The following is a 20,566-nucleotide window of genomic DNA, read 5'->3' on the forward strand; positions in this document are numbered from 1 at the left end:
AAGACCCGATAAGTCAGACGCACTTGCAGCCACCCGCACCACCCCCGGCACCCACTCCCAACCAGCCTACGCCCACAGCAAAAGCAACGGCATTGGGTCTAAGACTGGTCTAAGACAGCGTGATGCCGAGTCGCTCCGCGAGCTCATGGGCGCTGACGCCATACGTCTCCCGGATCCGTACGCCGTCGGGGCCGACGTCGAAGATCCCGCAGTCCGTGTAGACGCGGCTGACGCAGCCGACGCCGGTGAGCGGGTAGGTGCACTGCGGCACGAGCTTCGGCTCACCGGAGCGGGTGAAGAGCGTCATCATCACGTAGACGTCCTTCGCGCCGATGGCGAGGTCCATGGCGCCGCCGACGGCAGGGATGTCGTCGGGCTTGCCGGTGGTCCAGTTGGCGAGGTCGCCGTTGAGGGCGACCTGGTAGGCCCCGAGGACGCAGACATCGAGGTGCCCGCCGCGCATCATCGCGAAGGAGTCGGCGTGGTGGAAGTACGCCGCTCCCGGCAGCTCGGTCACCGGGACCTTGCCGGCGTTGGTCAGGTCGGGGTCGACCGCGTCGCCCTCGGCCTTCGGACCCATGTTGAGCATGCCGTTCTCGGTGTGCAGCACGACCCCGGAGTCGGCCGGCAGGTGATCGGCGATCTTGGTGGGCTGCCCGATACCGAGGTTGACGAAGGCACCGGCCGGAATGTCGCGTGCGATGACGGCGGCCAGTTCGTCCATCGAGAGCCGGTGTTGGGCGCTCCTCGGCGCCCCGGCGTACGCCTGGCCGCTCGACGTGGTGGTTGACGTGGTGGTCATCTGGCCCCCTGCACGGTGTAGTGGCGGGCCGCCACCTGGACGACCCGGTCGACGTAGATGGACGGGGTGACGACGGCCTCGGGGTCGAGCGTCCCGGGCTCGACGACCTCGTCGACCTGGACGATGGTCGTCGTCGCGGCCGTGGCCATGACCGGTCCGAAGTTGCGGGCCGTCTTGCGATAGACGAGGTTGCCCATCGCGTCCGCGACGTGGGCGCCGATCAGCGCGTAGTCGCCCTTGATGGGGTACTCCAGCAGGTACTTGCGACCGTCGATCTCACGCTCCTCCTTGCCCTCGGCCAGCGGCGTGCCGACCGCGGTCGGGCAGTAGAACGCGCCGATACCGGCACCGGCCGCGCGCATCCGCTCGGCGAGATTGCCCTGCGGCACCACCTCGAGCTCGATCTTCCCCTCGCGATACAGGCCGTCGAAGACCCAGGAGTCGGCCTGGCGCGGAAAGGAGCAGAGCACCTTGCGCACCCGGCCGGCGGCCAGCAGCGCGGCCAGCCCCACATCGCCGTTGCCGGCGTTGTTGGACACGATCGTGAGGTCCTTCGCACCCTGCCGGATGAGCGCGTCGATCAGATCGAACGGCATCCCTGCCAGGCCGAAGCCGCCGACGAGGACGGTGGACCCGTCCTCGATGCCGGCGACCGCCGCATCGGCGCTCTCGACGATCTCCGCCCGGCTCACTGGGCCGTCTCCGTGACATCGCAGTTCTCGAGTACGACGGCCAGCCCCTGACCGACCCCGATGCAGATCGCGGCGACGCCGTAGCGCTGCTTCGTCTCGCGCAGCACCTTGGCCAGCGTGGCGAGGATGCGGCCGCCCGAGGCGCCCAGCGGATGCCCGATCGCGATGGCGCCGCCCTTCTGGTTGACGATGCCGGGGTCGACCTTCCACGCGTCGAGGCAGGCGAGCGACTGCACGGCGAAGGCCTCGTTGAGCTCGACCGCGCCCACCTGGTCCCAGCCGATCCCGGCCCGGGCCAGCGCACGGTTCGCGGCCTCGACGGGGGCGTAGCCGAAGGCCTGTGGCTCCAGCGCCATCACGCCGCGGCCGGCGATACGGGCGATCGGGTCGGCCCCGATGATGGCCGCGGCCTTCTCGCTGCCCAACAGCACCGCGGCGGCACCGTCGTTGAGAGGGCTGGCGTTGCCCGCGGTGATGCTGCCGCCCTGCTCCGGGGTACGGAAGACCGGCTTGAGCCCGGCCAGCACCTCCGGTGTGGATCCGGCTCGGATGCCCTCGTCGCGGGTCAGGTCGACGCCTTCGACCGGTACCACCAGGTCGTCGTAGAAGCCCGACTCCCACGCCGCGTGGGCGAGTTGGTGGGAGCGGGCGGCGAACTCGTCCTGCCGCTCGCGTGAGATCCCGAAGCGCTCCTGGAGTTGCTCGTTGGCCTCGCCGAGGCTGACGGTCCACTCCTTCGGCATCCGCGGGTTGATCAGCCGCCAGCCGAGCGTGGTCGAGACCGCGGTGACATCGCCGGCCGGGAACGGCTTCGCCGACTTGGGCAGCACCCACGGCGCACGCGTCATCGACTCCACGCCGCCGGTCAACACCACCGCGGCGTCGCCGGACTCGATCGTTCGGCTGGCCGTCATCGCCGCGTCGAGGCTCGAGCCGCACAGCCGGTTGACCGTGGTGCCGGGCACGCTCACCGGAAGCCCGGCGAGCAGCGCCGCCATGCGGCCGACGTTGCGGTTCTCCTCGCCGGCGCCGTTGGCGTTGCCCCACACCACGTCGTCGACCGCGGAGTGGTCGAGGCCCGGCACCTTGGCGAGCGTCGAGGTGATCGCGGCAGCGGCGAGGTCGTCGGGGCGGACGCCGGCCAGCGCGCCGTTGAAGCGGCCGAACGGAGTCCGCGTCGCGGCGTAGATGAAAGCACTCATGGCAGCGACGCTAATCCCGGCCCACGATATTCTGAAGTACGCATATCCGAGCCAATTGATACGGACAACATATGGATCTGCGCCACCTGCGGTACTTCGTGGCGGTGGCCGAGGAGCGCCACTTCGGTCGCGCCGCCGAGCGGCTCCACATGGCCCAGCCGCCGCTCTCCACGCAGATCCGCCAGCTCGAAGCCGAACTCGGCGTCGAACTGCTCCACCGCACCACACGCCGCGTCGACCTCACCGAGGCCGGCCGGGCCTACCTCGAACGGGCGCGCGCGATCCTCGCCGACGTCGACGAGGCAGCCCACCACGCACGGCTCGTCGCCGCGGGCGCGGTGGGCCACCTCGCGATCGGGTGCGTGGGCTCGGCGACGTACAGCCTCCTGCCCGCACTGTCGCGGCGGCTTACGGAGGAGCTTCCCGGCGTCGACTTCTCCTTCCGCGGGGAGATGCTCGCGCCCGACCAGGTCGAGGCGCTGCGCTCCGGCGCGATCGACGTCGCGCTGCTGCGCCCTCCAGCGGCCGACCTCTCTCTCACCGTGCACACGCTGCGCCGGGACCGGCTCGTCGTCGCCGTACCGGTCGCCCACCCCCTCGCCCGCCGGAAACGGTTGCGGGCAGCGGACCTGGCCGGTGCCGACATGATCGTGCACTCCGCCGACCGCCGGTCGGTGATGTACGACGTGGTGCTGGGCCTCCTGCGCGACGCCGGCATCGAGCCGCACATCCGCCACGAGGTCGGCGAGACCTCGACGCTGGTCACGCTGGTGGCCGGCGGCCTCGGCGTCGCAATCGTGCCCGAGCCGGTGACCGCGTTGGCGCTCGACGGCGTCGCCTACCTACCGCTGGTCGGAGCCAACGCACGCGTGGAGCTGGCCGTCGCCCACCGCGCCGACCGCTCCGAGCCGCACCTGGAGCGCACCGTAGGAGTCATCCGGGCGACGTTCTGAGACATCCACCGACGCCGGACACGGCCGCCCCCGCATGGCGCACAACCCTGCCTGGCGACGTCGGGTGGCTCAGTCGGCCCGGCGTAGGCGTCGGGCCGGACCGCCGGCGTCATCGGCCTGCGGAGCCGCCGCCATCCCCGACGGCCGCGGGTCGGGGAACCTCCTCACCAGGGAGACGACGTCGAGTGCTCGGAGCTGTTACTCCGGCAGCGCCGCACATTCGGTCCTGATGGTGGTGTCGTCGCCGTGGCCGGTGTGCTCCACGGTCTCGGCGGGCAGCGCGAAAAGTCTGGCGCGGATCGACGCCTCGAAGGTCGACCGGTCACTGAGGAGCGGCCGGTGGCGCCGGGTCCGCCCTGGGACAAGCGCGGCTCGTGATCGCTGCCAGAAGGAAGGCCTACGCGACAATCTTCGCGACGGAATCACGAGCCTCATGCGCGATGCGGTCGTCAGTGACGTCGTCCGCCCCGCCCACGCCGATGGCGCCGATGATCTCCCCATCAGCCGTCACGATCGGCACGCCGCCGGCGACCGGCAAAAGGTTGGAATCGACCAAGTGGGGAGGTGCCACCTGCATCTGAAAGGACGCGGCGAAGGCCGCGAACTTGGCCGTTGGGACACCGCTCACGGCCGACGTGTAAGCCTTGCGTCGCGCGGTCTCCACGCCGAGGAGGCCAACACCGTCGTCGCTGAGAAGGACCTTCGTGACGCCACTTCGGTTGACCACGACAGCGCACACCTTGTGCCCCTCGGCCCTTCCCGCTTCCAGAGCGGCAAGTGCGGCGCCGTGCGCGATCTCGTAGCTGAGGGGCTCTCGCATTGAGCGGTTCCTTCCCTTGTCGACCGAAAGGTCAACCGGCCGTCTTCCGTGGAGTCCGCTCAGTATGTCGCCGCGCGAGGCGAATGTGAAGGGGGGATCACATTCGCATCCGGGGGCTCAGAACTCAGGCCCAGAGCTCAGACCCCGAGCTCACTGCGCCGGCGTGCCGAGCAGATAGAGGCAGGCGACGTTCACCAGTTCGTCGGTCAGCTGACGCCACGTCAGCGCCCGGTCGGACTCGAACAGTTCGCCGTACAGCACGCGGTTCTGGCAGGTTCCGTAGATCAAGCGATAGACGACATCCAGGCGCAACTCCGGCTCCGGCGCGTCGATCAACGGCAGGATCGGCTCCAGGAACTGCCGGAAGACATGGTCGGCATCAATAGCGGCCTCGGACCCGACTCGAGCCACTGCGGGGTCGGTGGCACCCGCGGCCAAGAAGACGCGCATCAGGCGCTCGTGCGCTTGATACGTCTCGGTGAGTCCGGCGACCGCCGAGGCGACCAGTGCGGTCGGCTCTGTACGCAGTGGAGTGAAGCGGCGAATGATGTCAGCGCGAAACTGATCGATCATGTCGTGCTGCAGAGCCGCGATCAGGCGGTCCTTGCCGGCGAACCGTCGATAGACGCTGCCCACCGAGACGCCCGCCCGAGAAGCGACGGCCGCGACAGTGAGCGCCTCGGTGCCGCCCTCTTCGAGGAGGGCCGTACCTGCTTCCAGGATCCGCTGCTGGGTAAGCCGGCTACGCGCCTGCTGCGCCGGCGGCAGATCGAGTGACGGTTCGGTACTCATCCGCTCCAGCGTATACGTCGCCGGCATCCGCTCCGGCAGCCCCGCGCCTGGCGCTGCCCGGCCGTGAACAGCGGCACGATCAGGCGATTGAGCGAGCGGCGCGCACACGGGTGGCACCACGCTCGACCGAGTCGCGGCCGAGGCCGCCCGCCGCGTAACCACTCTGCCCAACCAAGGAAGCACCTGAACGTGACTCTTGACGCCCCGCGAGAGAAAATGCGAATGTGAATCACGTTTTAATTTTGTGTGTCGCACATGCCGGTGCCCTCGCAGGTGATCCACCACAGCCCTGCACGCGCCACCTCCTGTGCGCCCGAGCCGCACAGGAGGCAGGACGATGACCACCACTTCAGAAGTCGACACCGGCACGGCCTACGGTCGCCCGAAACCCTCGTACAACGCCCGCCTGCGCGAGGTCGGGCCCGGTACGCCCATGGGCGAGGCGCTGCGCCGCTACTGGCACCCGATCGCCAGCTCGGAAACGCTCATCGCCGGTGCCCTGCCGCAGAAGACCCGCGTACTGGGCGAGGACCTGGTCGTGTTCCGGGACGGGCAGGGCAAGCCCGGTGTCGTCATCGAGCGCTGCACCCACCGCGGCGCCAGCCTCTACTACGGCCGTGTCGAGGACGACGGCATCCGCTGCTGCTACCACGGCTGGAAGTTCGACGTCCAGGGCCGCTGCATCGAGCAGGCATGTGAGCCGGGACTGGGGCGCAGGCGCGACGCCGCACGTCAGCCGTGGTACCCCGTCGCGGAGCGCTACGGCCTGGTCTTCGTCTACATGGGCCCGCCCGAGCTCAAGCCCGAACTCCCCCGCTACGACGCGCTGGAGAACCCCGCCGAGGACGAGAAGTACTTCGCCAGCTGGCCAGTCCCCCACGCCGCGGTCCTCGGCATGCCGACGGACTTCAGCTGGCTCAACATCTACGAGAACTCCGCCGACCCGACGCACGTCACCTGGCTCCACTCCACGCACAGCGGGTACCAGATGCTGGGCACCGGCACCTTCGGCTACCCCGAGAACTTCTTCGACCCGGCCCTCATCGCCGACCGTGTGACGTACGAGCGCACCGACCACGGACTGAAGTACACCCAGCGATTCGAGATGGAGGGCGAGGACGGCGAGGTCACCGAGTACGGCTTCGCGGTCGAGCAACACCTTCCCAACGTCTTCGGCCTGCCGAACTTCGTGAAGGTCACCCCCGACGAGCGGCCGGACCAGTTGCTGTGGGTCGTACCCTCCGACGACACCAGCCACCGGCTCTTCTTCTCGATCCGCACGAACGATCCCGAGCGCATGGTCCACTTCGTCATCGGCATCACGCAGAACGGCAAGCAGAACCACGAGCTGACCGACGAGGAACGCCAGCGATTCCCCGGTGACGCGGAGGCCCAGGGCTCGCAGGGAGCGATCACCCTGGACTCCGAGGAGACCCTGGCCACCGGGGACCGCGGCGTCGTCATGCTGCGTCGCATGCTTCTCGCGATGGCCGACGACGTCGAGGCCGGGCGCGACCCGATCAACATCGTCCGCGACGCGTCGGAGGTCCACCGCACCGAGTCCGGCCTCTTCACCCTCGGCAAGCGCGCGGCGGGCGACAACGCCGACGCCCCGGCCGCCGCCGGCATCTGAGCCAGAACCATGAGCAACGAGTGGCTCGACACCATCGTGGTCGCCCGGCGCGACGCGACTGCCCGGATCGTGGTGCTCGAACTGGTCAGTCCCGAAGACGTCCAGCTCCCGGAGTTCGCCGCCGGCGCCCATGTCGACGTACTGGTGGACGGTGCCGCCGGGCTGGTCCGCCAGTACTCCCTGTGCGGGCCGCCCCACGACCGCGCCCGATACCGCCTGGCGGTGCTGGCCGAGACGGCGTCGCGCGGCGGCTCGCTCGGGATGCATCAACTCCGTGAGGGCGACAGGCTGCGGATCTCCCTTCCACGGAACAGGTTCGGAGTCTCGGACGAGGCACGTCGCCATCTGCTGGTGGCCGGCGGTATCGGCGTCACTCCCCTGCTGGCCATGGCGCACGCGCTCGAAGCCAGGGGCGCGGAGTACGAGTTGCACTACTGCGCTCGAAGCCGGACGGATTCGGCGTTCCTCGACGAGTTGGAGCACAACCCTCACGTTCGGCTCCACTTCGACGACGGCCCGGACGACCAGCGATTCAGCATCGCCACCGACATCGGTCGGCCCGACCCCGAGACGGCGATCTACGTCTGTGGTCCCGGGGGCTTCATGGACTTCGTGATCTCCTCCGCGCTCGCAGCGGGATGGCCTGCCGAAGCGATCCACAAGGAGCGCTTCGCACCCGTGGAGGACGCCGCCGCGCACACGGCCGGCGGGACTTTCACTGTGCGGCTCGCCAAGTCCGGGGGCGAGTACGAGATCAAGGAAGGCGAGAACGTCCTCGACGTCCTGCTCGCGGGCGGCGTCGACGCCCCTTACTCCTGCCAGCAGGGGATCTGCGGCGAGTGCATCGTGCGCGTACTCGCCGGAGAGCCCGACCACCGCGACGACATCCTGACCGATCGTGAACGCGCCGACGGCATGTTCACCACGTGCTCGTCCCGAGCACACTCACCGATTCTGGAGTTGGACCTATGACAGCCACGTCCACGGCAACCACCAAGGCCGTCGAGGCGATCGAGCAGCTGGAGGCCGCATGGCTCGTGGCTCTCGTCGAGGGCGAGACAGCGTTGATCCCCCTCATGCTCGAGGACAGCCGCGTCGTCCATGGCCCCGTCGGGAGGGTCGACGACCGGGAGACCTGGGCCCATTTCCATGTGACCCGCCGCCGCTCCGTCTCCGCGAAGGCCACGGAGCTCGAGATCACGGTGCGTGGCAACACCGCGATCACCACGTGCTTCCACGAGATGTACACCGTCCTCGACGAGACCATCGCGCCGTTCCCGATGCAGGAGGTGGTGACGAAGGTCTGGGAGGAGACCGCGGAGGGCTGGCGCCTGGCGCACATGGTCATGGGCAGGCGTTTCCCGCCGGTCTGACGTCCCGGAAGGCCGACGGCATGACCCTCACGACGCTGTTCGATGAACGGACAAGAGGGTTCAGGGCGTGCCGCCGGTCATGAAGAGTTCGAGGCACATGATTCGTGCGGCGATCGCCATGCATGGTTCGTGCGGCGATCGCCGCTGTCGTGGAAGTGAGGCAACACATGTCAGCCACTGAGACCGAGGCACCCACATCCGGCACGGTCCGGACCAGTGACCTCTTCATCGCGGGCGAGCACGTCGCGGCCAAGGACGGCCGCTACTTCGAAACATCCGAGGCCCTGACCGGCGAACCGATCGCACGGGTCGCCGCGGCCTCCGTCGATGATGTCAACCACGCGGTGGACGCGGCGGCGGCCGCCCTTCCGGAGTGGTCGGCCCTTCCGCCGGCCGCACGGCGGTCTGTCCTGGAACGTGCCGCCGTCCTGCTCGACGAGCGCAAGGACGACATCGTCGCGACGATGAGCCGGGAGATGGGTGCCACTCTCCCCTGGTGCGGCTTCAACGTGCACGTCGCGAAGGGCATGCTCGTCGAGGCGGCCGCCCAGGCCTACTCGGCCGTCGGCGAGGTCATTCCGTCGGACGTGCCCGGCCTCACCGCCCTCGGCGTGCGCCAGCCGGTCGGCGTCGTCGTCGGCATCGCACCGTGGAACGCACCGCTCATCCTCGGCGTACGCGCCATCGTGTGGCCACTGGTGTGGGGCAACACCGTGGTGCTGAAGTCCTCCGAGCAGACGCCGCTCACCCAGGCAGCCATCGTCCGGGTGCTGCACGACGCCGGTGTGCCCGCGGGAGCGGTCAACCTCATCAGCAACGCGCCCGAGGACGGTCCGAGCGTCGTCGAAGCCCTGATCGCCCACCCCGCCGTGACGCGCGTGAACTTCACCGGATCCAGCAGGGTCGGCCGTATCATCGGCGAACTCGGCGGTCGCCACCTGACCCGCGTGGTCCTCGAACTCGGCGGCAAAGCACCTTTCCTGGTACTTCCCGACGCGGATCTGGAAGAGGCCGCCGCCGCGGCCAGCTTCGGTGCCTTCATGAACCAGGGCGAGATCTGCATGTCGACCGAGCGCGTCATCGTGGACAGAACTGTCGCCGACGAGCTCTCCTCCCGCCTGGCCGAACGTGCCGCCAAGCTGGTCGTCGGACCGCCGAGCGACCCCGCCTCACAGATCGGTCCGCTGGTCCACGCCGCCGCCCGCGACCACGTGGTCGAGTTGATCGAGGACGCCCGTGCCAAGGGTGCGCAGGTCCTGACCGGCGGCACGGCCGATGGCCTGTTCGTGCAGCCCACCGTCCTGCGCGGGGTCATGCCGGACATGCGCATCTACACCGAGGAGACCTTCGGACCGGTGGTCTCCATCATCGAGGTGGATTCCACCGACGAAGCCGTCGCGGTCGCCAACGACACCGAGTACGGGCTCTCCGCCGCGGTCTTCGGCAAGGACGCGGCAGCGGCGCTCGACGTGGCTCGCCGGATCAAGTCCGGCATCTGCCACATCAACGGCGCCACCGTGCACGACGAGCCCCAGATGCCCTTCGGTGGTGTCGGCGCCAGCGGCTGGGGTCGGTTCGGCTCCCGCGCCGCGCTGGAGGAGTTCACCGAGTTGCGCTGGATCACCATCCAGTCCGGATCCCGCCACTACCCCATCTGACGATGCGACGCAGGTCGCGCGGCGCACGTACACGGCGTGCGCTTCGCCCCCGGCCCTTGCTCCCCTGGCTGTGGTGCCTTGCCGCGGCCTTCAGCCCGGCGGTGGGCGCGGCATGGCTGGCGGACGCCCGAGAGGCAGAGGCCTCCCAGCGGCTCGACCGAGAGCTGGAGAAGTTCTTCCGGTCTGCCTGACGAGGCATCTGTAACAGAGGTCTCCGCACGTCTGCTGGTCAAGCTCGGCCGGAAGGAGTACGCCGCCATGGCGTCCGGTCGGCCAGTTACCGCTACTTGCAGCTCGCAGAATGAGACCCGATCGGAGATCGAACAATGTCTCAGGCCGACAACGACCGCCACGAGATCCGGCAACTCATCGAGAACTGGGCGCTGTGGCGCGATGCCGGGGAGTGGAGCCGCTTCGCCACGGTCTGGCATCCGCGCGATGGCTGGATGAGCGCCACATGGTTCCAGGGAAGCGCCACCGACTTCATCAAGGCCAGTCGTGAGGGCTTCGACAGCGGAGTCAGCATCCTCCACTTCCTGGGTGGCCACACCGCGGACATCGTCGGCGACCGAGCCATCGCTCAGACGAAGATGACCATCAACCAGCGTGCGAACGTCGACGGCGTCGAGGTCGACGGCGTCTGCACCGGCCGCTTCTACGACTTCCTTTCCCGCCACGAGGGGCGCTGGACCATCGTGCGCCGGCAGCCGATCTACGAGAAGGACCGGCTCGACGTCGTCGACCCCGCTGCCTCACTGACGTTGGATCCCGAGCTCCTGGATCGGTTCCCGACCGGCTATCGGCACTTGGCCTACCTGCAGGCCAAGGCGGGTTTCACAGTGAAGGAAGGACTCCCCGGCCTCACCGGCACAGCAGTCGAGGAGCTCTACTCCGAAGGCACGCAATGGCTGGCCGGGGCCTGATGCAGGACGTCACCCGCAAGGCCGCTCACCATCCGACCGTACTTTCACCGAACTGATCGTTCGACACGAGCGCGGGTCGCCGTCAGTCCCCTGGAAGCCTGGAGATGTTGTCGTGCGCGTGGCTCGGCGGCGGCATTGTCCAGCGCGCACCCGACCCGCCCCATTCGACTGCGCGATCCCAGGGCACGGCAATCTGTTGGATCAGCGGCATGAGCTGCTCGTCGCGCAGTCGGCGAGCTGACTTCGGCCGCTCCTTCGGGGGAAATGCGGGGAAATGCGCCGACGACGACAGCTGGAGCACCCGGCAGACGGGATCGCCCCGAGACCCGTCTGGAGCAGGTGGTCGCCCCCAGAGGGGGCGCCCTCGGCCTCGTCCGGGGACGGTCGAGGTCCTGGGCAAAAACACACTGGCGGTCTTCAGGAGCTCGTTCACCGGCTTCAACTCCGCCTTGTCTTTGCGGAGTTGCTTCAGCTCCTCGCGTAAGGCGCTGGTCAGCCGGTCATCCCGGTCCGGCATCGGCCTGGCGGACCCACTGCAGCAGGGCTTCCTTGCGGATGCCCAGGTCCCGGGCGACATGCGCGTTTGGGGGCCGGTGGGTGCAAACCTCGCGGTCGACTCGCTCGCGAAGTTCCCCGTGGTCGAGGAGACCACTCGCGATCTTCATACACTGACGCCGGTCCTCGACGACCAGGTCTCGACTTCCGGCGTCAGTCGTGCCGTCCATGGTGCTCCTTCGTGGCCGGTCAGGAGTGGCGGCTCATGCGTCGATCTCGATGCCGCCGAACGGAGCTCCGCCATTCAGGACGCGCTCCTCCGGAGGAATGGGCGCAAGGCTCACTCGCACGTCGATGCACGTCGGTCGGCGGGCCGCGAGGGCGGCCTCGATCGCCGGGCGGAGCTGGTCGAGTTCTGTGACGTCGACGCCGTCCGCACCGAGAGCTCGTGCCACGCCGCTGTAGGAGCCGTTCTCCAGGCGGTTGTTGGTGACGCGGTCCTGTCCGAAGAGAAACTGCTGGGTGTGCAGGGTGGCGCCCCAGGCTTGGTTGTTGAGGACGATCACAATGACCGGGAGCCCCGCCCGGACGAGGGAGTCGAACTCGGCGAGGCTGTAGCCGACGGCACCGTCGCCGGTGACGAGGATCGTCGCCTTGTCAGGAGCCGCGTACTGCGCTCCCAGAGCCACGCCGAGGTTGCTCCCCATCGAACTGAGGTAGCCGTGCCCGAGGTAGTGGGCCAGAGGCGCGAGCGCGATCGTCTCGGAGAGCCACAGCTCGGTCAGGGCGCCGTCGACGACCACGGTGGCGTTGTCGGGGACGCTCTCAACGATCGTGCGGACCGCGAGGTACGGGTGGATCGCGTCGTCCTCGTGCTCCTCGGTTTCGGCGGCAAGTGCGGACCGCCGGGTGGCCGAGACGTCCCGCAGGGTCCCCAGCCAGTCGTCGCGTCCGGAGGGCACCGGGCTGTCGCCCAGGCGCTCGATCAGCAGGCCGATCGTGCCGACCGGGTCGGCCTGGATGCCGCGTTCGACATCCTGCAGACGGCCGAGCTCACGGCCGTCGGGGTCGATCTGGAAGATCCGCGAGCTCTTCGGGAGCAGTTTGCCCGTACCGAACCGGGTGGTCATTCCGAAGCGCAGCCCGAGCAGAAGGACCAGGTCGGGCCGCTCGTTCTCAGGGACGGTGGCCAAGGTCTGGACGAGACCGACGTGCTGTTCGGAGCCGACGATCGCCCCGAGACCCTCCCAATCGGAGAAGAGGGGCACTCCGGTGCGGGTGGCGAACTCGTGCAGCTGTGCCCGCGCCTCGGCGGTGACGAAGGACTTGCCGACCAGCGCGATCGGCCGCTGGGCGGCACTGAGCGCCTCAAGGATCTGATCGACGCCACCGGCGGGGGCGATGCCGGTGTCGTCGATCGCAATGCGGTAGTCGTCGACCTCATCGACATCGACCGGCTGGCGTAGGACGTCCCAGGGAATGTCGAGGAGCACCGGGCCCTTGGGCTCCGACTGTGCGATACGGATCGCCTGGGCGACGAGGCGAGGGATCAGCTCGGCACGGGTGACGCGGTGCGCGAACTTGGTCACCGGGGCTGCCATGGCGACCTGGTCGAATCCGGCCTGCTGGTCGTTGACCTGGTCCGTCTCAAGAGGACCGGAGCCGGCGATATAAAGGACGGGGGTCCGGTCCAGATAGGCGTTGGCGACCGAGGTCAGGACGTTGGTGAAGCCGCCACCGGCCGTGACGATGGCGACCCCCAGGTCCCCGGTGACCCGTGCATAGCCCTCGGCCGCGTGGCCGGCGTTCATCTCGTGGCGCACGTCGACGATCCGAAGCTTGGCATCCAGGGCATCCTGGAGAATGCTGTCGATGTGTGCTCCGGGCAGGCCGAAGGCCACGTCGACTCCAGCTCGCTGCAGCGTTCGCACGACGAGCCCACTACCGGTTGCGGGTGCCATTCGATGGTCCGCCTCTCTGGACGTACTCAGGGTTTCGACAAGGGTCGTTGGGACAGGGCCGTATCTCGGGCCGCCCGTACGGGAGTCTCGGCTGCGGCCTGGGTGACGACAACGGCTGTGTTCGTTGGATGGTCAATGCCTTGTTCGGCGCCGAAAGGTCGAGACCTCGTCGAGCGGACTGTTCGCGGAAGCGATGTCAGGCTTCCGGCATCCTGATCACGGCCTTGATCACACGACGGGAACTGGTCTGCGTCCACGCCATGGCAAAGTCGCTGAAGGAGATTGCCGCGAGCCCCACGCCTCCGGTGCCGAATACCGCGATCGACTGTCCGGGACGGAGCCTGAGCGACTCCAGAACCGAGCCCGACCCGTGAGGGCTGATTCACACCGAGGCTGAGACAGCGACTTCGGGGTCGTACTCGTAGATCCAGCCGTTCGTCCTGAGCGGGTCTGCCTGCGAGTACGCCAGGTCGCGCGCCTGCTGCTCAGGGCCGTCCGGAAGGTGGTTGATGTGAGACCTTCCGTGCGACACCTCCTGCAGGCGTGCCGTGCGGCGTCGACGTAGCTCTTCGTAGCGCCCCAGCGCCGCGACCGGGTTGTCCGGGTCCGCTGCAAGGCAGAGGGCCAGGACAGCGCCGTCCTCGATCGCCTGGGCGGCGCCTTGGGCGAAGAACGGGAACATCGGGTGGGCAGCGTCACCCAGCAGGGTCGCGTTTCCATGGTTCCAGTGGTCGAGGGGCTCGCGGTCGAGCAACGCCCAGCGCCCCGGCGTGTCGGCCGCCCTGATCAGCTCCACCAGACGCGGATCCCACCCGGCGAACTCGTCGAGTAGTTCCCTGAGCGTCGCGGTGGCCGTCCACGACTCGACACTGCCCGCCCCGGCAGGTGCGAAGGCGACGAGGTTGACGTACTCCTCGCCGGAGACCGGGTAGTGCACCAGGTGGCGGTCGGGACCGATCCAGAGGGTCTGGGCACGCCGCCTGGCGAAGTCGGGTGCCTTCTCCGCTGGTACGAGAGCTCGGAAGGCGCAGATGCCCGACTCCCTGGCGTGAGTCGGCCCGACGTTGGCGCCGCGCACTCGTGAGTGGACCCCGTCGGCGCCGATGAGGATGTCCGGGCGAACCGTCTCGCCATCCTCGAACTGAAGAACCGCCTGGTCGTCTTCGAACTCGACCGAGACGCAGCGCTTGCCGAGGTGGACCGAGTGCTCAGGGACGGCTGACCTCAAGGCGGCCAGCAGGTCGGCGCGGTGGGCGGTGTAAGTGTGCTCGCCGTACAGGCCTATGCACCCCTCATCCAGGTTCTCCGCGGAGAGGACGGCGCCGTTCTCCCAGCGCCGGAACTCCCAACCGATCTCCATCTGGACTGCGCGCTTGATGAACCGGTCCAGCACCCCGAGACGTCGTAGAAGGCGGGCGGCGTTGGGCGCGATCACCAGGCCGGCACCGACTTCGGTCAGTGCGGCCGCCTGCTCGTAGACGTCACTGTCGAAGCCCTTGTCGCGAAGGAAAGCCGCGACAGCGAGGCCTCCGATGCCGCCACCGAGGATCGCGATCTTAGGGCCTGCTCCCGTACTCATCATGCTCTTTCACTCCCGTGGATTTCGAGCGAGGTAGGTGACTGCTGTGTGCAAGACTTCGGCAACCCGCGCATTGTTAGAACAGCGTCATCCATCCAACGAACATGAAAGGTAGAGTGACCGGGGCCACAAACGATGAAGGAGAGGCCCATGCCTCGCGCGCACGAGCCAGGGCGCTCAGTGAGCTCTCGACTGTGGGATCTGCTGTTCTCCTTCGACCCCAACAACACCGAGCTGAGCCTCGCCGACCTGGTCCGACGTACCGGCATGCCGCAGGCCACCGCCAGGCGCCTCACGCTCGATCTTCTGGAGGCCGGCGCGCTGGAGCGCACCAGCGACAACCGGTTCGCGATCGGCCTGCCCCTGTGGCGCCTCGGAACCCTCGCACCGCGCGCCGAGACGCTCCGCAGCGCCGCGCAGCCGTTCGTGGAGGACCTCTACACGGCGCTTCGCCAGCATGTGCAACTGGCCGTCCTCCAAGGCGACCAGGCCGTGGTCATCGAGCGGCTGTCGGCGGTCAACGCCGTCGGTCTGACATCGCAGGTCGGCGGCCTTCTGCCCTTGCATTGCTCAGGTGTCGGCAAGGTGCTTCTCAGCCACAGCAGTCCCGCCTTCATCGATGAGGTGCTGACAGGAAGGCTGCAGCGCTTCACTCCGAGGACGATCGTGGAGCCGGCCGAACTCCGTCGCGAACTGGCGTCCTGTCGCTCGACCGGAACGGTGGTCGTCAAGGAAGAGCTGAGCGAAGGGGTGGAGTCGGTCGCGACGCGCATCGTCGACGGCCGCGGCAAAGTCGTCGCGGCCATGTCCGTTGTGGTGGCTGCGGGCTCGATCAAACTGCAAGCGGCCGTTCCCACGCTGGTCACGAGCGGACTGGGATTGTCCAGGAGTCTCGGCTGGAGGCCGGGCATTCCCATCCACACCTCGTAACCCTTCGCGGGGCGAGGAAACCGGCGCGTCATGCCGGCGGTTGCCGCCGGGAGAGCTGCATGTGGCCGAGGCGCCATCCCTCGTCGGTCGAGAACCACACCCGCCGTGGCCTGCCGCAACTGCTGCTCCCGAGGAGGAGGAGGAGGAGTCGCGGCAGGCGCTCCGGTTGTCCTGGCCGGCCTGCTACCCGTGTCCCTGTGCCGACCCGTTCGTCGGGCGGTCAGTCCTTGAGGGTGTGCGGGTCGTCGTCGAGATGAGCCTCGGCCATACCACCGCGCGAACCCACGAGAGTGAGTGCCGCCGCCACGAGAGCAGCCACACCACCGAGCACGTAGGCGAGGGAGTAACTGCTGCTGAGGGCGTCGAAAGCGACGTCCTTGAGTGGGTTGAAGGGCACGACCTGACCATCCGGCAGTGGGATGGTGGCCGGCACCGAGTTGGCGCCGAGCGGGCCCGATTCCACGGCGTGCACTGCCGCCTCGAGCTGCGGTCTCTGATCCGCGGGAGCATGGGCAGCAGAGGCCTGGAAGGCCTTGTAGGCGTTCCTCAGTTCAGGATCGCCGGCCAGCTTGCGGGCGATCTCGTCGGCGGCTCGGCCCAGTGCGACAGCACCGGCGATCGCGGGGCCGAGGGCGAACCCGAGGTCCCGGAACGTGCTCGTGACACCGCTCGCCATACCGGCGAGGTGGTTGGGCAACGTGTTGACCGCAACCGCGCTGATGGCGGCGAAGGCGAGTGCCGAGCCGACGCCGGCGAGAATCAGAGGCCCGACGATGGCGCCCAGGGCCCGACTGCTCGTCGGAACACCGGCGAACCACAGCCCGCTGGCGCCGATGAGGATCAGGGCTGCGCAGAGAACCCACCGGGGGTTGTAGCGCTCGAGCAGCTTGGAGGTGAGGGGCAGCAGTACGAAGCCGATGCCTCCGAAGAAGAGGTAGGCGACGGAACTCTGCAGTGGGCTGAATCCCTGGATGGTGGTGAGGCGGATACTGGTGCCGTACATGATCACGAGGAACGCGAACATACCGGTCAGGGTGACCACCGAGTTCATGGCGAACGCCCGGTTCTTGAACACACTCAGGAGAAGGAGCGGCTCGGCCGCGCGGCTCTCGGCGAAGACGAACAGCACGAGGAAGACGGCCGCGACGATGAACGCGATGACGATCTGCGGGCTCCCCCAGCCACTCTCGGGGCCCTGGATCACGGCGTACATCAGAGCGAACAGGCCGAGTGCGGCAGTGATCTGACCCGGCCAGTCGATGGATCGGCCCTCGGGCGAGGCGGAGTTCTGGGCGCGGGCCAGCGACAGGACCGCGCTCACCGCAGCGATGACAAGGACGCCGACGAAGGCCCAGCGCCAGTTCGCGTTCCCGGTCCAGCCGAGTTCGATCTTGGCGGCGACGCCTGCCAGCAGCGGTCCGAGGAAGCCGCCGACCGAGAGCGCGGTGGCCCAGATCGCCACGCCACGCGCGCGGGTGGCGGTGGTGTGCGTACCGGCCGCCACCATGGCGAGGCTCGTCGGGAAGATGGCCGCGGCCCCGATGCCGTTGAGGACCTGGGCAAGGATCAGCAACGTCACCCGAGCGTCGGTCGAGGATCCCTCAGCCGGCACCAGGACCGCGAGAGCCGAGCCCACGACAATGAGCGCGGCGCCCCCGATGAGCAGGCGCTTACGGCCGAACAGGTCACCGAACACCCCGAAGCCCAGTCCCAACGCGGCGACAGGAAGCATGAAAGCCTCGGTGATCCACGTCAGTTGGGCCGAGGACGGCGCGAGATCCTGCTGGATCAGCCCGTTGATGAGCGAGGGGACGGAAAGGGCTATCTGCGCGAGGCACACGGCGAGAACCACCGCCGTCAGAGTGCCTGAGCTCAGGGTGTATCTGCCACCCTCTCCCTTTGACGCACTGGGTGAATCGATCTGGACCATGGACGACTCCTTGCGCGCAGAGCGCTGCTGTCGGAACCGGCGTTCGCCGCCGGACCTTGGGGTGCTTCTGTCTCGGTCATCCAGCAACACCGCTGCCGAACGCCCCAGGAGCCTTCGCGGACCGCCTCCGCGTGGCTCTTCGACCGGACCTGATTCCGGACGCTCGGCCTGGTGGCCAACCCGTCGAGAAGCGACAAAGTAGGGTGTGGCCCCCGTCACGCCCAATGGGCATGTTCATTAGACGAACAGGCCACTACTCATCCGCAGACGCGATGCGCAAGGTCCATGGCGACGGCCTTGCCGGGGCCGGCCGGGCTCGGGTGGCACCAAGAAGCGCATCGCTTCTATGGAGAGGTCGCTCCATGACGCAGTGCACCCCTCCGGTTCACTTCGAGCGCTGACCAAGGAGACATGAGTCATGGCTGGGAGACTGGCGGGCAGGACTGCCGTCGTGACCGGGGGAAGTGCCGGTATAGGGCAGGAGATCGCTCGCAGTCTCCGGCACCAAGTCCCCGATGAAACTTCGCCGCCTGTCTGAGAGGCCCGGGCCGGGCGCACTTGAACAAGGCGGTGAGCGGCTTGCGTCGCATACCCGCACCCGGCAGGCCGGAAGCCCGGGCGGGCGCCGCGGCTGATGTCCGGTCGGGAGGGCGCCAGGTGATGCTACGGGTACCGGCTGCCGACGGAAGGATCACCCAACAGATCCTGCAACCCGGCCGATATCCCGGCCATGAGATCACGCCGCGGGTCGATGAGCCACTGAAGCTGGAGCCCGTCCCACATCGCGACAAGGGCCGCCGCGATCAGCTCGGGATGCCTCCTGTTCGAGATACGACCCTCGTCCTGGTCCCTGCGTACCGCGGTCGTGAGAAGGGTGACGACCCGCTCGTACCTGTCACGGAACCACTCGTGCGCCGGATGATCGGGAGCCGAGGCCTCCGCGGCCATCAAGGCGAGGAGCCGCAGCATCTCCTGTCGTTCCAGATTGCGGCGCACGTACCGCATTACCGCGTAGTTCACACCCTTTTCCCGGCTGTCCGACTCGAAGGAGTCGCCGCTCGCGGAATCGGCGTTCTCGAGGACGGCGACCAAAAGCGCGCTCTTGCTGGGGAAGTGGTGCACGACGCTGGTCAGGCTCATGCCGAGCTGTTTGGCGATCTCCCTCAGGGACCCTCCGCGGTAGCCGCGCGCCGCGAACACGGCGGTCGCTGAAGCGACGATCTCGGCCCTGCGCTGTGCGCTCTTGGCGTATGGGCCTCGGCGGGTGGCCGGGCGGGCCGTCGTCTCGTCGGTCATGCCCCCACCCTAAGCATGCCCCCGAACCCGGGTGGCGGTGCGCAACAGTGTCCAGCCACCCGCCCGCCACCATTGCCCTCGTTGAAACTATGGCAACTGTTCGGGTTTCGTTGTACGGTCTCGCTCACCCACACCACGACGTGCGGCAGAGCCGCGCACGTATCCACCGGGTGGAGAGGAGACGGACAACGATGTTCACCTCACATGTCTCGAAAGCACTCATCGGCGGACTGACCGCCGCGCTGCTCCTGATCGGTTGCGGCCGGTCCGATACGCAAGGAAGTGGGGGCGCCACCAGCGCTCCCGTCGACACCTCACCGGCCAAGGGCGAGATCAACGTATGGGCCATGGGCATCGAGGGTGAGCACCTGCCCAAGCTGGCCGCGCGCTTCCGGAAGGCCAACCCGGACGCGAAGGTGAAGGTCACGGCCATCCCGTGGCAGGACTACGCCAAGAAGGTCGAAACGGCGATCGCCTCCAAGGACACACCGGACGCCACCCTCGTCGGAGCCGCCGACCTGACGAACTTCGCCTCGACGGGCGGACTCGAGCAGGTACCGGCCGGCCTCGTCGACACCTCGTCCTTCTACAGCGGCGCCGCCCGGAGCACCACCTTCGACAAAGGCACGTACGGCGTCCCCTGGTATGTGGAGACACGCTCCCTGTTCTACCGCAAGGACCTGGCACAGGCCGCCGGAGTGTCCGCGCCGAAGACCTGGCAGGAGTACCGCCCGTTCCTGAAAGCCCTCCAGAAGGAGGGCGCGAAGTGGGGCCTGTCGCTGCCCACCGGCGTGGCGGCGAGCTGGCAGGGCGTCCTGCCCTTCATGTGGCAGGCCGGCGCGGATCTCATGAACAAGAACGGCACCGAGTTCACCTTCGACACGCCCGAAGCACTCGAGGGGCTCGAGTTCTACCAGTCGTTCTTCACGTCGAAGACCTCGACCCGCAACGGGCCGGTGAGCCTCGGGGAGATCGAGCCGCAGTTCGTCGACGGTTCCACCGCCGCACTCATCTCCGGCCCCTGGGAGACGGCACTGCTGAAGGAGGCGGGCGGAGCGGACTTCGTCAAGGACAAGGTGGGGATCGCCCCGCTCCCCAAGGGGCCGAAGTCCAACGCCAGCTACATCGGGGGCGGGCACTGGGCCGTGTTCAAGGAGGCGAAGAACCGCGACGGTGCCTGGAAGTTCATCCGGTGGCTCTCCCGGCCCGACGTCCAGCAGGACTGGTACGAACTGTCCGGAGACCTTCCCGCCGTGGAGTCGGCCTGGAGTGAGGGGAAGCTCAAGTCGGACCCGGTGCTGTCCGTCTTCCGGTCCCAGCTGGAGACCGCGCTGCCCGGCCCGAACGTCACCACGTGGAAGCAGGTCACCGCGGTCCTCGATGCCGAGATCGAGAAGGTCGCCAAGGGTGTCTCGTCGCCGAAGGACGCTCTGGAACGGGTTCAGGCGAAGGCGTCCTCGATCGGAACGGGGCAGCCTCGATGACCACGACCACCTCCGTGGAACCCGCACGCGAGAGGTCTTCCAG

General features: G+C 68.2%; 18 protein-coding genes. 8 read left to right on the forward strand and 10 right to left on the reverse strand.

What is annotated here, in order from left to right:
• Positions 1-109: 109 nt before the first annotated feature.
• The 3 genes from ACGFNK_RS23670 to ACGFNK_RS23680 are packed head-to-tail and all read right to left on the reverse strand — an operon-like array spanning position 110 to position 2,696.
• A complete protein-coding gene (locus ACGFNK_RS23670) occupies positions 110-802 on the reverse strand; it encodes a 3-oxoacid CoA-transferase subunit B (protein WP_393418877.1) in 693 nt (230 codons plus the stop codon).
• Positions 799-1,494, reverse strand: a complete 696-nt coding sequence (locus ACGFNK_RS23675) for a 3-oxoacid CoA-transferase subunit A (protein ID WP_393418879.1) — start codon at positions 1,492-1,494, stop codon at positions 799-801. Before ACGFNK_RS23675 ends, ACGFNK_RS23670 begins: the two co-directional genes overlap by 4 nt.
• The gene (locus tag ACGFNK_RS23680; RefSeq protein ID WP_393418881.1) at positions 1,491-2,696 is read right to left on the reverse strand and encodes a thiolase family protein; all 1,206 of its coding nucleotides are present in this window, start codon (positions 2,694-2,696) and stop codon (positions 1,491-1,493) included. Before ACGFNK_RS23680 ends, ACGFNK_RS23675 begins: the two co-directional genes overlap by 4 nt.
• Positions 2,697-2,767: 71 nt before the next feature.
• Between ACGFNK_RS23680 and ACGFNK_RS23685 the strand changes: the two genes are divergently transcribed.
• The gene (locus ACGFNK_RS23685) at positions 2,768-3,649 is read left to right on the forward strand and encodes a LysR substrate-binding domain-containing protein (RefSeq protein ID WP_393418883.1); all 882 of its coding nucleotides are present in this window, start codon (positions 2,768-2,770) and stop codon (positions 3,647-3,649) included.
• A 397-nt stretch (positions 3,650-4,046) separates the two neighbouring features.
• Here the strand turns inward: ACGFNK_RS23685 and ACGFNK_RS23690 are convergent, their stop codons facing one another.
• On the reverse strand, positions 4,047-4,469 hold the full coding sequence (locus ACGFNK_RS23690; RefSeq protein ID WP_393418885.1) for a heme-binding protein: 423 nt from the start codon (positions 4,467-4,469) through the stop codon (positions 4,047-4,049).
• A 150-nt stretch (positions 4,470-4,619) separates the two neighbouring features.
• The gene (locus ACGFNK_RS23695; protein ID WP_393418887.1) at positions 4,620-5,261 is read right to left on the reverse strand and encodes a TetR/AcrR family transcriptional regulator; all 642 of its coding nucleotides are present in this window, start codon (positions 5,259-5,261) and stop codon (positions 4,620-4,622) included.
• Positions 5,262-5,598: 337 nt separating this feature from the next.
• Here ACGFNK_RS23695 and ACGFNK_RS23700 point away from each other — a divergent pair, with 337 nt between their 5' ends.
• The 5 genes from ACGFNK_RS23700 (at position 5,599) to ACGFNK_RS23720 (ending at position 10,848) form a co-directional block, all read left to right on the forward strand.
• A complete protein-coding gene (locus ACGFNK_RS23700; protein ID WP_393418889.1) occupies positions 5,599-6,894 on the forward strand; it encodes a Rieske 2Fe-2S domain-containing protein in 1,296 nt (431 codons plus the stop codon).
• Positions 6,895-6,903: 9 nt separating this feature from the next.
• A complete protein-coding gene (locus ACGFNK_RS23705; RefSeq protein ID WP_393418891.1) occupies positions 6,904-7,866 on the forward strand; it encodes a PDR/VanB family oxidoreductase in 963 nt (320 codons plus the stop codon).
• Positions 7,863-8,267, forward strand: coding sequence for a nuclear transport factor 2 family protein (locus ACGFNK_RS23710; protein ID WP_393418893.1), 405 nt, complete (start codon positions 7,863-7,865; stop codon positions 8,265-8,267). Before ACGFNK_RS23705 ends, ACGFNK_RS23710 begins: the two co-directional genes overlap by 4 nt.
• Before the next feature lie 167 nt (positions 8,268-8,434).
• Positions 8,435-9,925, forward strand: a complete 1,491-nt coding sequence (locus tag ACGFNK_RS23715; protein WP_393418895.1) for an aldehyde dehydrogenase — start codon at positions 8,435-8,437, stop codon at positions 9,923-9,925.
• Between the two features lie 326 nt (positions 9,926-10,251).
• Positions 10,252-10,848, forward strand: a complete 597-nt coding sequence (locus ACGFNK_RS23720; protein WP_393418897.1) for a nuclear transport factor 2 family protein — start codon at positions 10,252-10,254, stop codon at positions 10,846-10,848.
• Positions 10,849-11,348: 500 nt separating this feature from the next.
• Here ACGFNK_RS23720 and ACGFNK_RS23725 read toward each other — a convergent pair whose 3' ends face one another.
• The 3 genes from ACGFNK_RS23725 to ACGFNK_RS23735 all read right to left on the reverse strand — a co-directional run bounded on the left by ACGFNK_RS23725 (position 11,349) and on the right by ACGFNK_RS23735 (position 14,886).
• Positions 11,349-11,573, reverse strand: coding sequence for a hypothetical protein (locus ACGFNK_RS23725; protein ID WP_393418899.1), 225 nt, complete (start codon positions 11,571-11,573; stop codon positions 11,349-11,351).
• Between the two features lie 33 nt (positions 11,574-11,606).
• The gene (locus tag ACGFNK_RS23730) at positions 11,607-13,304 is read right to left on the reverse strand and encodes a thiamine pyrophosphate-binding protein (protein WP_393418901.1); all 1,698 of its coding nucleotides are present in this window, start codon (positions 13,302-13,304) and stop codon (positions 11,607-11,609) included.
• A 382-nt stretch (positions 13,305-13,686) separates the two neighbouring features.
• Positions 13,687-14,886, reverse strand: a complete 1,200-nt coding sequence (locus ACGFNK_RS23735; protein ID WP_393418903.1) for an FAD-dependent monooxygenase — start codon at positions 14,884-14,886, stop codon at positions 13,687-13,689.
• 147 nt (positions 14,887-15,033) lie between these two features.
• Here ACGFNK_RS23735 and ACGFNK_RS23740 point away from each other — a divergent pair, with 147 nt between their 5' ends.
• The gene (locus ACGFNK_RS23740; RefSeq protein ID WP_393418905.1) at positions 15,034-15,813 is read left to right on the forward strand and encodes an IclR family transcriptional regulator; all 780 of its coding nucleotides are present in this window, start codon (positions 15,034-15,036) and stop codon (positions 15,811-15,813) included.
• A gap of 220 nt (positions 15,814-16,033) precedes the next feature.
• Here ACGFNK_RS23740 and ACGFNK_RS23745 read toward each other — a convergent pair whose 3' ends face one another.
• Both ACGFNK_RS23745 and ACGFNK_RS23750 read right to left on the reverse strand, forming a co-directional pair.
• Complete coding sequence (locus tag ACGFNK_RS23745) at positions 16,034-17,743, reverse strand: MFS transporter (protein WP_393418907.1); 1,710 nt, start codon at positions 17,741-17,743, stop codon at positions 16,034-16,036.
• 663 nt (positions 17,744-18,406) lie between these two features.
• Positions 18,407-19,039 carry a TetR/AcrR family transcriptional regulator gene (locus ACGFNK_RS23750; RefSeq protein WP_393418909.1) on the reverse strand — a complete coding sequence of 211 codons (633 nt, stop codon included), beginning with the start codon at positions 19,037-19,039 and terminating at the stop codon, positions 18,407-18,409.
• A 191-nt stretch (positions 19,040-19,230) separates the two neighbouring features.
• On the opposite strand from ACGFNK_RS23750, the gene ACGFNK_RS23755 reads away from it, so the two are divergent.
• The gene (locus ACGFNK_RS23755; RefSeq protein ID WP_393418911.1) at positions 19,231-20,523 is read left to right on the forward strand and encodes a sugar ABC transporter substrate-binding protein; all 1,293 of its coding nucleotides are present in this window, start codon (positions 19,231-19,233) and stop codon (positions 20,521-20,523) included.
• The last annotated feature ends 43 nt before the right edge of the window (positions 20,524-20,566 follow it).

Origin of the sequence: Streptomyces sp. NPDC048825, from assembly GCF_043198355.1 — a bacterium.
Lineage (GTDB): Bacteria > Actinomycetota > Actinomycetes > Streptomycetales > Streptomycetaceae > Streptomyces > Streptomyces xiangluensis.

What these genes read in the sequence shown, in the direction of transcription:
- ACGFNK_RS23670 (WP_393418877.1), bottom strand. Translation starts at nt 802, where the DNA reads ATGACCACCACGTCAACCACCACGTCGAGCGGCCAGGCGTACGCCGGG.
- ACGFNK_RS23680 (WP_393418881.1), bottom strand. Translation starts at nt 2,696, where the DNA reads ATGAGTGCTTTCATCTACGCCGCGACGCGGACTCCGTTCGGCCGCTTC.
- ACGFNK_RS23685 (WP_393418883.1), top strand. Translation starts at nt 2,768, where the DNA reads ATGGATCTGCGCCACCTGCGGTACTTCGTGGCGGTGGCCGAGGAGCGC.
- ACGFNK_RS23690 (WP_393418885.1), bottom strand. Translation starts at nt 4,469, where the DNA reads ATGCGAGAGCCCCTCAGCTACGAGATCGCGCACGGCGCCGCACTTGCC.
- ACGFNK_RS23695 (WP_393418887.1), bottom strand. Translation starts at nt 5,261, where the DNA reads ATGAGTACCGAACCGTCACTCGATCTGCCGCCGGCGCAGCAGGCGCGT.
- ACGFNK_RS23700 (WP_393418889.1), top strand. Translation starts at nt 5,599, where the DNA reads ATGACCACCACTTCAGAAGTCGACACCGGCACGGCCTACGGTCGCCCG.
- ACGFNK_RS23705 (WP_393418891.1), top strand. Translation starts at nt 6,904, where the DNA reads ATGAGCAACGAGTGGCTCGACACCATCGTGGTCGCCCGGCGCGACGCG.
- ACGFNK_RS23710 (WP_393418893.1), top strand. Translation starts at nt 7,863, where the DNA reads ATGACAGCCACGTCCACGGCAACCACCAAGGCCGTCGAGGCGATCGAG.
- ACGFNK_RS23715 (WP_393418895.1), top strand. Translation starts at nt 8,435, where the DNA reads ATGTCAGCCACTGAGACCGAGGCACCCACATCCGGCACGGTCCGGACC.
- ACGFNK_RS23720 (WP_393418897.1), top strand. Translation starts at nt 10,252, where the DNA reads ATGTCTCAGGCCGACAACGACCGCCACGAGATCCGGCAACTCATCGAG.
- ACGFNK_RS23725 (WP_393418899.1), bottom strand. Translation starts at nt 11,573, where the DNA reads ATGGACGGCACGACTGACGCCGGAAGTCGAGACCTGGTCGTCGAGGAC.
- ACGFNK_RS23730 (WP_393418901.1), bottom strand. Translation starts at nt 13,304, where the DNA reads ATGGCACCCGCAACCGGTAGTGGGCTCGTCGTGCGAACGCTGCAGCGA.
- ACGFNK_RS23735 (WP_393418903.1), bottom strand. Translation starts at nt 14,886, where the DNA reads ATGATGAGTACGGGAGCAGGCCCTAAGATCGCGATCCTCGGTGGCGGC.
- ACGFNK_RS23740 (WP_393418905.1), top strand. Translation starts at nt 15,034, where the DNA reads ATGCCTCGCGCGCACGAGCCAGGGCGCTCAGTGAGCTCTCGACTGTGG.
- ACGFNK_RS23745 (WP_393418907.1), bottom strand. Translation starts at nt 17,743, where the DNA reads ATGGTCCAGATCGATTCACCCAGTGCGTCAAAGGGAGAGGGTGGCAGA.
- ACGFNK_RS23750 (WP_393418909.1), bottom strand. Translation starts at nt 19,039, where the DNA reads ATGACCGACGAGACGACGGCCCGCCCGGCCACCCGCCGAGGCCCATAC.
- ACGFNK_RS23755 (WP_393418911.1), top strand. Translation starts at nt 19,231, where the DNA reads ATGTTCACCTCACATGTCTCGAAAGCACTCATCGGCGGACTGACCGCC.